11 protein-coding genes are annotated in these 15,994 nt (G+C 39.5%); 8 read left to right on the top strand and 3 right to left on the bottom strand.

Annotation, left to right across the window (positions count from 1 at the left end; genetic code table 11):
* The first annotated feature begins 116 nt into the window (after positions 1–116).
* A complete protein-coding gene (gene rpsD, locus NEOC95_RS09215; RefSeq protein ID WP_166157846.1) occupies positions 117–737 on the top strand; it encodes a 30S ribosomal protein S4 in 621 nt (206 codons plus the stop codon).
* 619 nt (positions 738–1,356) lie between these two features.
* On the opposite strand, the gene murJ is transcribed toward rpsD, so the two are convergent.
* Entirely contained in the window at positions 1,357–2,964 is a 1,608-nt protein-coding gene (murJ, locus tag NEOC95_RS09210) for a murein biosynthesis integral membrane protein MurJ (protein WP_213152598.1), read from the bottom strand.
* Between the two features lie 266 nt (positions 2,965–3,230).
* Here murJ and NEOC95_RS09205 point away from each other — a divergent pair, with 266 nt between their 5' ends.
* From NEOC95_RS09205 to NEOC95_RS09190, 4 genes are all read left to right on the top strand, one after another.
* A complete protein-coding gene (locus tag NEOC95_RS09205; RefSeq protein ID WP_213152597.1) occupies positions 3,231–4,094 on the top strand; it encodes a deoxyribonuclease IV in 864 nt (287 codons plus the stop codon).
* Positions 4,095–4,104: 10 nt separating this feature from the next.
* Positions 4,105–5,508 carry an asparagine--tRNA ligase gene (asnS, locus tag NEOC95_RS09200; RefSeq protein WP_166157837.1) on the top strand — a complete coding sequence of 468 codons (1,404 nt, stop codon included), beginning with the start codon at positions 4,105–4,107 and terminating at the stop codon, positions 5,506–5,508.
* A gap of 924 nt (positions 5,509–6,432) precedes the next feature.
* Entirely contained in the window at positions 6,433–7,137 is a 705-nt protein-coding gene (locus tag NEOC95_RS09195; protein WP_166157831.1) for a DUF4116 domain-containing protein, read from the top strand.
* A gap of 640 nt (positions 7,138–7,777) precedes the next feature.
* Entirely contained in the window at positions 7,778–8,143 is a 366-nt protein-coding gene (locus NEOC95_RS09190) for a hypothetical protein (RefSeq protein ID WP_213152596.1), read from the top strand.
* A 41-nt stretch (positions 8,144–8,184) separates the two neighbouring features.
* Here the strand turns inward: NEOC95_RS09190 and NEOC95_RS09185 are convergent, their stop codons facing one another.
* Both NEOC95_RS09185 and nqrF read right to left on the bottom strand, forming a co-directional pair.
* Complete coding sequence (locus NEOC95_RS09185) at positions 8,185–9,822, bottom strand: NAD+ synthase (RefSeq protein ID WP_213152595.1); 1,638 nt, start codon at positions 9,820–9,822, stop codon at positions 8,185–8,187.
* 17 nt (positions 9,823–9,839) lie between these two features.
* Positions 9,840–11,171, bottom strand: coding sequence for an NADH:ubiquinone reductase (Na(+)-transporting) subunit F (gene nqrF, locus NEOC95_RS09180; protein ID WP_213152594.1), 1,332 nt, complete (start codon positions 11,169–11,171; stop codon positions 9,840–9,842).
* A gap of 165 nt (positions 11,172–11,336) precedes the next feature.
* Between nqrF and htpG the strand changes: the two genes are divergently transcribed.
* The 3 genes from htpG (at position 11,337) to NEOC95_RS09165 (ending at position 15,477) form a co-directional block, all read left to right on the top strand.
* Entirely contained in the window at positions 11,337–13,193 is a 1,857-nt protein-coding gene (gene htpG, locus NEOC95_RS09175) for a molecular chaperone HtpG (protein WP_213152593.1), read from the top strand.
* Positions 13,194–13,275: 82 nt separating this feature from the next.
* Positions 13,276–14,412, top strand: a complete 1,137-nt coding sequence (locus tag NEOC95_RS09170; protein WP_213152592.1) for a purple acid phosphatase family protein — start codon at positions 13,276–13,278, stop codon at positions 14,410–14,412.
* A 306-nt stretch (positions 14,413–14,718) separates the two neighbouring features.
* Entirely contained in the window at positions 14,719–15,477 is a 759-nt protein-coding gene (locus NEOC95_RS09165) for a hypothetical protein (RefSeq protein WP_213152591.1), read from the top strand.
* The last annotated feature ends 517 nt before the right edge of the window (positions 15,478–15,994 follow it).

The following is a 15,994-nucleotide window of genomic DNA, read 5'->3' as shown; positions in this document are numbered from 1 at the left end:
TTCAAAGAAGCTTAAAATCAGAGAATGTTTGCAGAAAAGTCAAGGAATGTGTAATAATTTCGACTTGCGATTTATCATAAGGATAATCGTACCTGCAAATCGTTTTAGGAGAACCAATGGCTCGTTACACAGGTAATAAAAACCGCGTTGCCCGACGTTTCGGTGCAAATATTTTCGGCCGCACACGCAACCCTTTGCTGCATAAACCCAATCCCCCTGGTATGCACGGAGCGCGCCGCCGTAAAAAATCAGATTATGGCTTACAACTCGAAGAGAAGCAAAAACTTAAAGCTATCTACGGTATGCTTAGTGAAAAGCAGCTCGTTGCTTATTACAAGCATGCTTTTAACATGGCTGGTAACACTGCCCAGCACTTTGCAGAACTGCTAGAGTGTCGCTTGGATACGATTGTTTATCGCCTTAAACTTGCTTCCACTATTTTCGCTGCCCATCAGCTTGTCTCCCATGGTCATATTCTCGTGGATGGCAAAAAAGTTGACCGCCGCTCTTTCCAAGTACGACCTGGTATGGTGATTACTGTGAGAGAAAAGTCTCGGCCCATGAAAGCGATTCAACAGTCTTTAGATAATCCTTCTCGCTCTGTCCCTGATTATCTTTCTTTTGATAAAGAAAACTTTGGTGGACAGCTGCTAGCGATGCCTACACCCGAGCAGATGCCTTGGCCCATTGAAATCAAATTGCATGAAATCTGTGACTTTTTAGCGCATTCTACCTAAAAGAGTTGGAATATAGAGTAATAAGCCCTGGTTTAAGTTGTCTTAGGCTAGGGCTTTTTTATTATTTCTTTTTGTTCTAGCAAACCTTTTTGCTTCCAAGCTTCGGGATCTATTCTTTATTCTTAAGCTAAACTTTTTGATGCTCTTTTCAGCAAAAACATGTAACACGCCTTCCATTTAATCCCTCCCAATTTTTAGATAGCCTAAGCTAATGGGAAGGTAATAATTGCTTTCTTACAAACATGGTAGGTGCATTATTAAATTGATAAAAAAGCAATATTCTTTATTTATTGTTTATCTTTCAATCAGTTGCAATTCATGCTTTTTTTAAATATAAATTTGCCAAGTAATTATTATAAATGAGAATGCCTAGGATAATAAAAGAGAGCCGTGATTAAAACAATTATAACTTGTCAAAATTTTTATGAGGCATGTGCTTCATCTGCCTATTGCCTACAAGAGAGGCGAAGAACAGAAATTTAAGGGGCAGTCTGGAAAACTTCCACAGCCTATATTTTGGATCATTTAAAGCTATCTTAGTAGGAAGGGTTGTTAGTTGATTATCCTTTAAAGATATCCTTTTTATCTTATAGCTGTCTTATTTTTGCATAAAATGTAATCAAGAATTAAGAGGACTTTCGCTTCGATGGATCTTTAAAATATCGTCAACTTGCAAAAGGTAGCTTGCTCCCACTAGACTGAACAAGAAAGTGAGCGCTTGTAGAGCGAATAGACTAAGCTGCTGTAGCGAGCTTCTAGTTTGTAAGAATACACTTTCTTTTCCTAGCATCCATGAACTTTCAGCCAACCAATAATGAGAAAAAGTCAAACTTGCAAGCATGGCAAGTAAGCTTACGCAGCTGATTTTCCAAAGACTTGTTTTTAGCTTAGGGGAGAAAACATAACCACTTTTTTCTTCTAGCTTGTATAGCAGCAGAAACATATTCATCCATGCACTAATGCTTGTTGCTAAAGCTACGCTAGCAGCACCCCTTTCAAAAACAAAAACAAGCAAAAGATTGAGTATCAAGTTTAACAAAATAGAAGCTATAGAGATTTGCGTAGGGATTTTATAGTTATCCTGCGCATAGAAAGCAGGGACTAAAATAAGCACGAGCGACATAGGAAATAAGCCTAATCCATAAGCCCCTAAGCATAGAGCCGTATTAGCAACGGCTTGCTGATTAAAGCCTCCATGTCCATAGATGAGGGTAATGCTGCTAGTGCCTAAAGCAAAAATAGCTGTGCTAATGGGTAGCATTAACGCTACACTTTTGCGTAGGGAAAAGTCTAAGAATTTGTTAAACAGCTGTTTATCGCCATTTTTAATGGCTCGAGCAAGAGGAGGTAGGGTAGCAGCCGCGATAGCTAGGCTAAATAGAGCTAGAGGAAGCTGTTGAAGGCGCATAGCATACCATAGGTAAGCAGGTCCTGCAGCATCTGCATAGCGTGCAAAAACAGCATCTAAAGCATTGTTGATTTGCGCAGCGCCTACACCAATGATTCCCAGGCTTAAAGGACTTAATAAGGAAAGTATATCCTGGGAAAAAATATTTTTAAAGGGACTTGCAAAATTTCTTCCTAGAGCTTTTAAGCAGTGCTTAGTCTGATGCAGCGTAACAGCCCATTGAGCTAGACAGGCTAGATTCACAAAGAGAGTTAACCCACGCATCGCTTCTTTAGAAGGTAGGTTTTTTAGACATAAAATCCCTACAATCCATAAAAGATTAAAAGCTGCAGGCGCTACACTTGCCGTAAAAAAGCTTTTCTCACACTGTAACAAGGAAGCATTCATACCATACAGGCAAATGAAAATGAGACTTGGCATCATTAATAGGGTTAGCTGAGCAATCTCAGCATTTCCTTCGTCTAGGTTGGCCCACATAAGAACGCCCCAAAGCAGGGCCATGCTTAGAATCACAAGGACAGAGAGAAGGATACTTAAAGCTAACGTTAAACTGCGAAAAAAGGCAGCCGCTCTTTGAGGGTCTTGATAGCGTAGTTTTTCAAATTGGGGAATAAAAGCACTTTGCAAAGCCCCTTCGCCTAAAAGCCGACGCAGCAGATGAGATAAGCGGAAAGCGACTAAAAAAGCTGCTATGGATGGTTGCGTGCCAAAAGCAGAAGCCATAGTTATATCTCTTACCATACCCGTCATACGGCTTAGCATCGTTCCGCTAAAAAAACGCTTTGCTGAACGGATAATACTATGGGTAGAATCTGTCATGGCCCTATTCGTTTGGGTTAAAGAAAAATATCATTGATAAATAAACAAAAGAAAGCAAGGGTAGATTGAGGGTTACGCATGCATAAAGAAGCGCGGTTCTTAATTAGAGCTCTTTTTCATAGGGTTAAAATAGCTCAAGCTATTTTAAACGGCAAGCTAGCTTTTCTTTAAATTTAGAACCTACAGTTGCTGCTACTTTTCTTGTCAACAACCGGCTGGGCTGTTATGATGGCGTGCTTATAAAATTGGAAAGAAGGGGAGAGTCGATGATAACAAAAGCTGAAAATCTTCTCATAGGAGCTCATACTTCGGCAGCTGGGGGAGTACAGAATGCTTTATATGAGGGACAAGAGATAGGAGCGACTACTATTCAGCTCTTTACCAGTAATCAAAGGCAATGGAATGCAAAACCTTTAATGCCAGAGGTGATCGATGCTTGGTATGCGGCACTTAAAGAAACTCATTTGCAAAAAATTATGAGCCATGCTAGCTATATGATTAACCTGGGGGCACCGGATCCAGAAAATTTGAGAAAAAGTCGCGAAGCTTTTGGCCTTGAGATCGAGCGTTGTTTAAAGCTAAGTATTTCTTTTTTAAATTTTCATCCAGGTGCCGCGATTGATAGAGACCCTCAAGAATGCTTAGACAGAATTGTGGAAAGCTTGTTAACTTATGAGCCTCTTCTCCAAAGGGGGGATACTCGCTTACTTTTAGAAAATACTGCAGGGCAAGGGTCGGCAGTTGGCTGGCGTTTTGAGGAGCTAGCCTATATTATAGACAAAGTAGAAAATCGCCTGCCTATAGGTGTCTGCCTAGATACTTGCCACCTTTTTGCTGCCGGTTATGATTTGAGTTCGACTTTAGCTTGTGAGGAAACGTTTAAAAAATTTGATCAATTGGTGGGTTTTAAACATCTATACGCCTTTCACCTTAACGATTCACTTAAAGGTTTAGGCTCCCGTGTAGATCGGCATCAATATCTGGGTAAAGGACTGATTGGCATAGATTGCTTTAAATTTTTAATGAATCATCCTCCAACTCAAGCGATGCCTAAATACCTTGAGACTCCCAAAGACCCCCTTATATGGAAGACTGAAATTCAAATGCTACGAGACTTTGTAAAATCATGAGGCTATTATTATGCGCATAAAAATTAGACAACTCAAATACCCGGCTTCTGGAGTTCCTTCATTATTAGGACAAGAGGTGACGATTAAAGGTTGGGTGCGAACGGTTCGCAATCAAAAAACTTTTTCCTTCGTTGAAGTTAACGATGGATCCACCCTCTCAAACTTTCAAGTTATTTTGAATCCAGATTTACCTGACTATGAGAAGATTCTTGGCCATCTATCTACCGGTGTATCGGTGGCTGTAACTGGCAAGATTGTAGAAAATCCTGGTAAAGATCAAGCCTGGGAAATGCAAGCTAAGTCTTTAACTATCATTGGTGCATGCGATCCAGAAACCTACCCTTTACAAAAAAAACGCCATTCGTTTGAATTTTTGCGATCGATTGCCCATCTTCGTCCTCGCACGAATACTTTAGGTGCTATCACTCGCTTAAGAAATAGCTTAGCCTTTGCTACCCACCTTTTTTATCAGCAAAAAGGCTTTTTATATTTACATACACCCATCATTACCGCCTCTGATTGCGAGGGGGCGGGAAAAATGTTTCGGGTTACAACAATGGAGCCTAGTGCTCATCCGCGTCTTCCTAATGGGCAGATCGACTACTCCCAAGACTTTTTTGGTAAGCCTGCTTATCTCACTGTTTCTGGCCAGCTCAATGGCGAAATTTACGCCTGCGCTTTATCGGATGTTTATACCTTTGGACCCACTTTTCGCGCTGAAAATTCTAATACCTCCCGTCATTTAGCAGAGTTTTGGATGATTGAGCCAGAAATGGCTTTTGCCGACATTAATGACAACATGGATAATGCAGAAGAGTATCTTAAATTTGTTCTTAAGTATGCTTTAGATAATTGCGCAGAGGATATGGAGTTTTTTGACAAGCATGTTTCTACGGGATTAATTGAACGTATGCAGCATGTCATTAATACCCCTTTTGAACGGGCCACCTATTCCTATGCGGTACGCATCCTTGAGAAATCAGGCAAAAATTTTGAGTATCCTGTGAAATGGGGTTTAGATTTGCAATCCGAGCATGAGCGTTATTTGGCAGAAGAATTTTTCGCCAAGCCTGTTATACTCACGGATTATCCTAAGCAGATTAAAGCTTTCTATATGCGTGATAATAGTGATAATAAGACAGTGGCAGCTATGGATGTTCTTGTACCTAAAATAGGAGAAATCATAGGTGGTAGCCAAAGAGAAGAGCGTTTAGATGTGCTAGAACACAAGCTTAAAGCAGGTGGCTTATCACCCGATGATTATTGGTGGTATCTTGAGCTACGCAAATATGGTACTGTCCCTCATGCCGGGTATGGCGTAGGATTTGAGCGTCTCATTCAGTTTGTCTCTGGCATGGATAATATACGGGATGTTATTCCTTTTCCTCGTTACCCTGGTAAAGCTGAATTTTAAAGTTTTCTAAAGCTGTTTACAAACCTTTGAAATAAAAAAATTTGTAAACAGCTCTAACTTTAGAATAGTGGTGTATAAAGCTTTTAGCTTTTTCTTTTTTCAGAAAGGTTCTTATGTTTATCATTAATGATTATGCAATCAAAAAATAAAATGCTCTGCTCAATCTGACCCGGGTTGTGTTGTAAGTAATAGGAGAGTAGGCGATAAGAGGATTTTTTCACATTTAAAAACTATAAAATTTAATCTACTTAAACAAAAATATGGGCAAGCTAGGGAAAAAAATTCACTTACCGCCTACGTAATTAGCCCGCTTATAACCAAGCTTTGGTGTTGAGAGAAAGCCTAGCTTTATGATTCTAAGGATAAAGCCATCAAAGGATGAAGGAAAACATGAGCAAGAAGGGGGGCTCAAGAATTTTCTCCGCTGAATCCATCCTAGGCGTGTTGATGATTAAAGCTATTTATCATTTGCCTTTAAGGGCTTTTCTAAGAATTTTTTTGTTGCTGATTGCTCTGCTAGCTTTCAAGGCTGCCTGTTGCTTGTGATACCCCGATCTGTTAAGGAATGCTAAAGAGCTTTGACAAGAAATTAACGGAGAGAAATTTCTACCAGCACGGCATTTAATTTAATTGCATAGCCTTTACAAGAAGATAAATTTATGTACAAACGTCTAGTAAGCTTTGTTAGAACTAGTGCCCCAAGTGATCTTAGTGGTTGCTAAAGCATTAAGTCAGTGTCTTTTACCTTTATTCCTAAAGACAGTAAAGGGTATGTATGCTATTGCCCCCCTTGAGTAACTATTAAATTATATTAATTTATAGAACTACTTGATGATATCTCTACAAAAAGGTGTTATTGTTTTCTTTTTAAGAAGATTTTTGTATGATAGAGGTATTAAAAAATTAACCAACAATAGAGGGTTCATGCTAATAAATTCTTTATCTAGAGCTTGCTTATCTATTGATCGAGGCGCTGACTACATACCTATCGTCAGCACGGTGACTAATTTAGTCGATATCTTTCAAAAAGTTGTTGTTTTACCTTTTAAGCAAAAAGAGAATATATCCAAAAACGTCTATTACACTCACCTTGATCAAAAAAGCTTTAGACGGTGCTTAATTTTGTTAGTTCCTGTGCTAGGAAATATACTTGTAGGCATTTATGATGTAGTACGCAATAAGGAAAAGAAAGCTTTGTTAGCTAATGTTCAAAAGAATGGCTTAGCTCTTAAGGATGGTAGTGACACGCTTAAAAGCGATAGAGATGTCGTTCTTGCTGCTGTTCAGGAAAACGGTTTAGCACTTAAGTATGCTAGCAAACAGCTTCAAAACGATAAGAAAGTCGTGCTTGCCGCTATTCAGGAAAACGGTACGGCGCTTAAGTATGCTAGCAAACAGCTTCGAAACGACAATGAAACCGTGCTTGCCGCTATTCAGGAAAACGGTTCGGCGCTTAAGTATGCTAGCAAACAGCTTCGAAACGACAAGGAAGTCGTGCTTGCCGCTGTCCAGCGTAGTCACTTGGCGCTTAAGTATGCTAGCAAACAGCTCCGCAACGCTAGGGAAGTCGTGCTTGCCGCTGATAATCGAAAATGGCTGGGTACTTATAGGCTTTATCAACAGGCTTAAAAGCGCTAAGGAATTACTTCGTGTCACTTTTCAGCAAAAAAGTGGGATGTTTGGTGATATCAGCGCAGTGCTTGACATCGTTCTACGTTTTTCAGCATTTGATAGGCTTATAGCTTTTTAGGCAAGCCGATGCACTAAGAAACAGCTTACAAATGGAAGCGTTGAAAGATAAAGAAGATGGTATACTAAACTATCGATGAGGCAGAATTCCTAAAGAGAGGATTTATTTAAGGAGGTATGCTTTGCAAGAAGCTAGACCTCTAATGATAGATGCACGAATATCTCCCTTAAGCCATTTTAGAAATGTTGGCAAAAATAGACCTTACTGGCGGTAAAAGCCTCAAGCGAAAGGCCGTTACTATTATTATCAAATACAAATACCCCTAAGCATATGCAGGCAGCCACCCCTGTAGAGTTAAGCTGAATTTAATGCATTTATAGCCAGCATGGTAGCTGTTTATGCAAAGCTGGGAAGATTTACGCCAAGATTTATGTTTCTCATTAATTTTGCTCTGGCGTTAAAATATTTTACTAATTAAATATTGTTTATGAAACGCTGCATTTTTTATGCAGGGAATTTATGTTGCGGGAAAAAAAAGTTTAGACATAATCTAAGATATAATTTTTTTATGAAAAACTTATGAATTATATCTACCACAATGCACCCCTAATCAAGCATATTCTTGGATCTCAAGATAGTATGTTTTTTTTATCCACAGCGTTATCTCATTTAAGGAAAAATCCCCCTCCCTTAGAAACAAAAGCTTATAGCAAAGAAGTTAGCTCTCCATCTACAAGAAATGTTGAATTAATCGATCGTTTAAAAGCTCGCATTGCAATTCGTAAGAAAAAACTAGTCCCTGTAAGCAGCTTATCACCTATAGAGGTTTGCACGATTTGCAAAAAAGCTGTTGATATATTGCAACAGTATCAGAAAGAGCGTTTATGCCCTTTATGTTTAAATAGAACCATTAAGAAAATGAGAATAGAAGATATTCTTAATTAAGAAGCAAAAGGGTGTATTGAGCTTTTTAAGGCAGCAAAAGCTTAGCTTATCCAACGCTCTACAATAGGAAAACAGCGGCCTGTTAAGAAGGCCTTCTCAGAAACACGTAAGGCAGGAGGTGACTGACGACGCTTGTATTCGTTTTGGTGAATTTTTCGGATAAGCTCTTTTATTAATTTCAAAGGATAATCAAAATTTTTAGCAATCCTTTCAGAGGACTGGCCCTCTTCTACGTAAGCTTGTAAAATATGATCGATTGTTTCATAAGGAGGAAGGGAGTCTTGATCGGTCTGGTTAGGCCTTAGCTCCGCAGAAGGGGGCTTATCAAGCGTGCTTTGTGGAATGATAATCTGGTGGCGATTAATCCAGTGAGCTAGAGCATACACATCCCTTTTTAAGACATCGCCAAGAACTGCTAAAGCTCCACACATATCCCCATAAAGAGTGGAATAGCCCATTGCCAGTTCACTTTTATTTCCTGTGTTCAAAACCATAAACCCAAGTTTATTGGAAAGAGCCATGAGAAGCATCCCCCGTATCCGTGCTTGTAAATTTTCTTCCGTATGATCGATCGGTAGTGCTCTAAATTGGGGCTCTAATAATTCCAAATAGCTTTGAAAAGCTTTTTCAATGCAGATTTGCCGATAAGTGATGCCTAAGTTCTGTGCTAATGCTTGGGCATCATCTATGCTGCCAGGAGAGGAATAACGGGAGGGCATGCTGACTCCCATCACATTTTTAGCGCCCAATGCCTTTGCAGCAATACAAGCCACTACAGCCGAATCAATACCACCGGATAGTCCTAGGCATGCTTTCTGAAAGCCTGATTTGTGAAAATAATCTTTTACTCCTAGGATAAGAGCTCTATAAAGCTCTTCAGTAGCTATTTTGTTAGGATAAACAGGGGGAGATGAAGCGTTTAGATCTATTAGCAGCCAATCTTCTTCAAACCCTTTGGCGAGATGTACGAGTTCTCCCTTAGCATTTAGGTGTTGGCTGTAGCCATCAAAAATTAAGCTATCATTGGCTCCTACTTGATTACAGAAAATAAGGGGGCAACGTAATGCTTTAGCCGCTTCAGAACAGACTTTCATGCGATTAGCAAATTTGGAGAGGCTAAAAGGGGAGGCAGAGAGATTGAGCAAAAATTCCGGCTTTAAAGGAAGGAGCTCTTCAATAGGATTCCTATGATAAGAAGTTTCTGCAACAAGAGCGCTATGCTGCCAAATATCTTCGCATACAGTAATGCCAACCCTTTTACCCTTTAAATTCCATATTTTTATGCTTGTTGCAGGTTCAAAATAGCGTCTTTCATCAAAAACATCGTAGGTGGGTAGAAGAAATTTATCTTGAAATCCGACAATTTCCTGATTTTGAATAATTGCTGCGCTATTAAACAAGCGCTTTTCTCTACGATCAGGATTAGGTCGGGGAAGACCTACGATGGCGATAATGTCTATACAAGCTTTACGGATTTTGTCCAGCTGCAACAAAACTTGTTCCATGAAATGTGGGAGTAAAAGCAAATCTTGAGGTGGATAACCAGTTAGCGTCAATTCAGGGAATAAGATAAGATCTGCCGCTATCCTTTTACCATGGGCTATAGCCTGCAAAATTTTGTCAGTATTTTCTTTTAAAGCACCGATGGTAGGATTGATTTGCGCAGCAAGTATTTTCATTTTAATAGAATAGGGTGTTAGCTTCCAAAATCATCGAGAACAATGCTTTCACGAGGAACGCCATAATCCTCTAAAAGCTTAAGAACACTTTTATTATGCAAAGGAGGGCCACAGACATAGAACAAACATTCTTCGGGCGCTTCCATAAACTTTAACTGGCCTATTTCAAAAGCTTTGAAGAGGTAATTTGTTTTTACAGGATCATTAGCGGGCCAACCAGCTTCAAGATCACTAGGAAGAGGTTCAGAAAGAACTAAATGATAGTGAAAGTTGGAAAATTCTTTTTCTAGCTGTTCATAGGCAGCTTGATAAATATTTTCTTTTAAAGAGCGCGCTCCATACCATAGGGTTACCTTACGGTGCGTCTGTTCTGTCTTGAATAAATGCATGAGGTGACTACGTCCAAATGATGAGCCAGCACCCCCGATAAGAAATATAAGTTCACGGTTATCTTGGATCATAAAGGATTCGCCATAAGGTCCTGAAAGCTTGATTTTATCCCCTGCTTTTAAATTAAACGTATAGCTAGAGCAGATTCCCCAAGGAGTTTTTTCTGCTAGCTTTCCAGCGATAAAAGGGGGAGTGGCAATGCGAATATTAAATCGTAAAGTTCGGCCTTCTGCCGGGTAGGAGGCCATAGAATAGGCGCGAATAACCTCTTCAGAACCTGTAGGTAGATAGCTAAAGTCAAGAGAATGTCCTAATAACCCAAATTTTTCCCAGTCTTCATGGTATTGAGGATGCATGGTGTTTTTCCAGCTCTCTGTGTTCGCTTTGAAAGGAGGCACATGAAATTGCAAATATCCTCCTGAGCGATAAGGTACTTCTTCTCCTTCAGGAAGCTCTACGATTAATTCTTTAATAAAAGTGGCCACATTTTGATTGCTTATCACCGTGGCAGACCATTCTTTGACGCCAAGTGCATCAGCCTCAACATGCAGATGCAGATCGTTTTTGACTTTAGCTTGGCATGATAAGCGCCAACCCTCTTTCAATTGCTTCTTAGTAAAAGTGCCTTTGTCAGTCTCTAAAGGTTCATTAGCGCCTTCTAAAATTTGCACCCGGCATTGCTTGCAGGTTGCTTTGCCTCCGCAAGGAGAGGGAATCGGAATACCATTGGAGCTTAAAGCTAATAAAAGTGTACTTCCTCCGGCTACTGTTTTAGTGAGAGAAGGATCTTCGTTAACTTTAATGGTGCAAGCTTCACTGCTAACAAATTTAGCACGGGTAAATAAAATGATCCCCGCAAGACCGGTGCCGATTATGACAAAAGCTAGAATGGCATAGGTTACAAGAAAAATGTCGATGCCTCCTAGGGAAGCTATTGTGAAGTTAAATAATGAATCCATAAGGCTTACTCGCTTGGCTATTTTTAGGTATAGCTTGCATACTCATTTAACAGCAACTAATAAAACATCTCTCTTCAAGCAGAATAAAGAACTACTCTTCCCCTAAAAAAGGAAATTCTTTATGCTTTTCTTTTTTAAATCATACAATTTCATAGGGATTTAGACATGATCAAAAAGAATCTTGAAATTCATAGCGAAAATATTTTACCTATCATCAAAAAATGGCTCTACTCTGATAAAGATATTTTTGTTCGCGAGCTTGTTTCTAATGCTTGCGATGCTATTCGAAAAGTTAAAGTTTTACGTGAACAAGAACAGATACAAGCTAACGACGAAGACTTTAAAGTAGAAATTCAAATTGATAAGGATAGTAAGACTATAAAATTTATCGATAATGGCATTGGAATGGATGCCGAAGAGGTGCAAAAGTATATCGCACAGATTGCTTTTTCAGGAGCAGAAGAATTTGTCCATAAATATAAAACCAATGAAGAAAAAGATCAATTTATTGGTCATTTTGGATTAGGATTTTACTCAGCTTATATGGTAGCAAGTAAAGTAGAGATCAATACTCTTTCTTATAAAGAAGGCGCAGAGCCCGTTTTTTGGTCATGTGATGGCTCTTCTGAGTATACGATAGAAAAAGGCAATCGCGCCACCCGAGGTACAGAGATTACGCTTTTTGTGGATAAAGATAATGAAGAGTATTTGGACGACTATCGCCTTAAGCAAGTGATGCTTCACTACTGTTCATTTTTACCTTATCCCGTCTATTTAGGCACCACCCATATTAATACCCAAGAACCTTTATGGATCAAAAATCCCGCTGATTGCACGCAGAAAGATTACCTAGATTTTTATCATCATCTTTACCCTATGGAAGAAGATCCTCTTTTTTGGGTGCATCTTAATGCCGATTATCCCTTTCACCTTAAAGGAATCCTTTACTTTCCCAAAGTGCGTAGAGATTACGACAATGAAAAAAATACGGTCAAATTATACTGTAGCCGGGTTTTTGTATCAGACAATTGCAAAGATGTAATTCCTAACTATCTGATGGCCTTGCGAGGAATCATTGATAGCCCTGACATTCCTTTAAACGTTTCACGTAGCTACTTGCAGGTTGATCGTACAGTCCGCCAGCTCTCAGGACATATTGCCAAAAAAGTATTTGATAGCCTGGCCACGCTTTATCGCAATGAAAGAGAGCGCTTTGTAGCAAGCTGGGAAGATATCTCTATTGTAGTCAAGCTAGGGATATTAGAAGACGATAAGCTATATGAGCGCGTAAAAGATTTTCTTATCTGGAAAACTGTTGAGGGCGAGTGGATTACCGCCCAGGAATATTTAGATCGCTATCGCGAAAAAACAGCAGAAAAGATCTATTATACAAAAGATGAACAGCATATGAGCTCCCTACAGGCTTTGTATAAAAATCAGGGAATAGGAATTCTATGTGCCAATCATCCGGTGGATGTTTATGTAATGCAACATTTAGAAAGGCAGCTAACTCCCGTTGTTTTCCAACGGGTAGATGCTGCTTTGGCTGAGCATATTGTTGATAAAGAGCGTGAAAAAACCATTCTAGATGCTAGCGGAAAAACTGAGGCCGCTAAGCTTGCCGATTTTATTCGTGCCAAATTAAAGGATGACAAAATCGAAGTAGAAGCTAAAAGCTTAGCTAGCGATGCCTTACCAGGTTTTATTCTGCAGGATGAAAATCAACGTCGTATGCGTGATTATATGGTAGCTATGAATCCTAAAGAAGGAGCCTCCCAGTTCGCGCATTTAGGTAAGAAAACCTTCGTAGTAAACACCAACAATGTTTTAATAAATGCCATTTACAAGCTAGAACCTAAAAATTCTGAGCTTGCGTCTGCATTAGTTAAAGAAGCTTATGAGTTGGCGCTTTTGTCTCAGCGCGAGATGGATCCTTCTTTACTAGAGGACTTTATTTCAAGGACAGTACATATTTTAGAAAAATTAGCGCAGGAAGTGACTCAGGAAGTGGGTCAGGAATAGCTATATGCAAACGTTCCTATTGGTCTTGAGCTGTTGCTTTATTTTTCTATTTCCATGTTCAATGTGGGCAGATGAGGAGATTTTGAGTATTTATTTAACTTGGCAACATCATCCCCAGTCGACCATGAATGTTTGCTGGATAACTCCTCAAGCGCAGACTCAGGATTTCATTGAATACCAGAGGGAAGGAGAAGAGGTATGGCATAGGGAGAAGAGCCAACATAGACCTATGCCCGCTCAGCTGCCTTATTTGATTCATCGTGTGGAGCTAGTAGATCTAATGCCATCTACTAGCTATCATTTTCGCCTAGGTGCAGATAAACACATTTACAAGTTTCGTACGATGCCAGCAGAATCCAACCTTCCTATCCGCTTTGTAGTAGGTGGAGATATGTATAATGGCTCTATGGAGATGATGGAGAAAACCAATCGAGCAGCCGCCGCTACCAATCCACTGTTTGTAGTGATTGGAGGAGATATAGCCTATAGTGCTGTGGGTGATCGTTCTATTCCTGAAGATCCGCAAAAATGGATAGATTGGTTACGCATTTGGAAGCAAACCATGGTAACTTCTGAAGGCTATCTTATTCCTATTGTTCCCTGCATTGGTAACCATGAAGTGCGAGGAGGCAACGGTAAGACACCGCAGGAGGCAGAATTCTTTTTTGCTCTTTTTCCTACTCTCAACCTTAAAAGCTATAAAGTTTTGGATTTCAGCTCTTACATGAGCTTGATCATCCTTGATTCTGGCCATGCGTATCCAGTTCGTGGAGCTCAGACTCTATGGCTCAAGCAAGTTCTAAGGCAACGCCGGCAGGTTCCCCATAAATTTGCAGTTTATCATATTCCTGCCTATCCCTCTTATCGATCTTACTATAATAAAACTAGCCGAGCAGTTCGCCGGCAGTGGGTCCCTTTATTCGAGCAGTATGGCCTTCATGTAGCTTTTGAAAATAATGATCATGCCTATAAGCGCACCCATCCTATCTGCAAAGGACGACCTCAAAAGCAAGGAGTTTTATATATAGGAGATGGTGCCTGGTCGGTAGCCAATATAAGAACCCCCAAAACACCGCGGCAAGCCTGGTATATTGCTAAATCATCTGCTACCCAGTTTTTTATTCTGGTGACAATAGATGGTAGCCATCGTCGTATACAAGCTTTCACACCAGCTGGCATGATAGTGGATGATGTTGTGCAAGAAGGCGTTAATAAATAGTTTGCTTTTTTTCGTTCGCTTTTTACGAAAATAAGCGCAATTGGAAAAAGAAAAGAACCCAAGATTTTCAATTGCAAAGGGTTTTTAGAGATTAAACGGCCTCTATATCTTTAAATTCACCTTATAGTTTACATAAGTACTGCCCCGATGTAAATTTTCTTATTAAAAAAACTGTAAAAATATTTATGAAAGTGTAGGAAAAGGAGAAAATTTATTAGAGTTGCGGCCTATCAAAATCAAGAATAAAACCTGCTTCAATTGACGAATGTCCTCATAAAAGCACGATTAATATACAAAGGTAGAGGCGTGAGAAATTCTTTCTTTTTAGGGTGGCGTAAAGCTTTAAAAAACTTTAATCAAAGCGATAAAGGCATGGATTTTAAGATAGATAAATTCTTTATTATAAAAAAAATTTACCGAAAGAAGTTAAGAGCAGTGTTATCCCTCTTATGCTTTTATCTAGGATGGACAAGCTTATTTAATTTGCATGGGACAGAACCGATAGCCGTTAAAAAAGGGACATTAATTGTTGATTATAAAACCGATCTGGAAGGGGATCGACTGGACCGCATTCGGTTTTGGTTAAAAGATGGCAACCATTCTCAAAAAATGTATCCTAAAGGCAATGCTTTTGTAGAAGATCGTAAGAATAGATCGCGGATAGTGGTTCTAGAAGACGTTACTCCAGGAGAATATACTTTAGAGTTTTTGATCCCCAATAAGGATGCTTTTTTTGAGGAGTCTTCTTTAAGGCATATCCATCTACAAGCTGGCGAGGTGGTAAAAGTGGATAAAACCTTCAAAAGGCGGCAAGTCAATTACTACAGTGCTAAACAGTTGCATGAGTGGAAGATCTGGTGGTTTTTTCTCTCCAATTTTAGCCTTAAGCCTATAGCCCCTATGGATTGTGTTTACAATCCAAGCCAGGAAGTAGGAGGCAAAGGAAGCTTATTGAATGCGCATGCTGCTTTGAAAGGGAAAAATAGCTTCTATGCAAAGAAAGCAAGAGCACTGCTTGTTTCTGGTTTCATTTCAGCCCCCATGCTTCCTGATAAAACTAAATGAGCAGCAGAGCTAATGCATAAGCACTACAGTAGGATTTAGATCATACCTTTAAAGAAACTACATCTGCATAGCCAAAAAAGGAATTAACCTTTTTTCCAAGCTGGCTTCCACCATAAAAACAAGCTTTTTATTAAGTATATGATTACATAAATAGTTGTTCAAAAGTTTATTATTGAGACTTTTGAAATGCCGATGAGCATGAAATCAAGCTGCGGACCTTTAAAGAAAAAATTGGCAAAGCAGGTTGCAGTCTTTTGAGAAGAGGACTCCATAAGCTGAATACAGTATTAGCTGTGATGTACGACTTGCAAGTGCCTTTTGTTCATAGCTAGGTCAGATAAGATCTAAAGAGGGCGAAAAAGCCAAACAGGAAAATCTCTAAATGCTCTTAAGTTCACTTTGAATGAGAGTTTATTACTTGTCGAATACTTGTGCTATATCCCACATTCCGCAGGTTAATTTCCATTGGCCTATAATTTCTGAAATGAGGGTGGAGTCAACACATAAGTTTCTACTC

It is taken from the genome of Neochlamydia sp. AcF95, assembly GCF_018342455.1.
GTDB lineage: Bacteria > Chlamydiota > Chlamydiia > Chlamydiales > Parachlamydiaceae > Neochlamydia.
The sequence above is the reverse complement of the archived record's forward strand: the minus strand, read 5'-3'. Positions and strand labels throughout refer to the sequence as shown.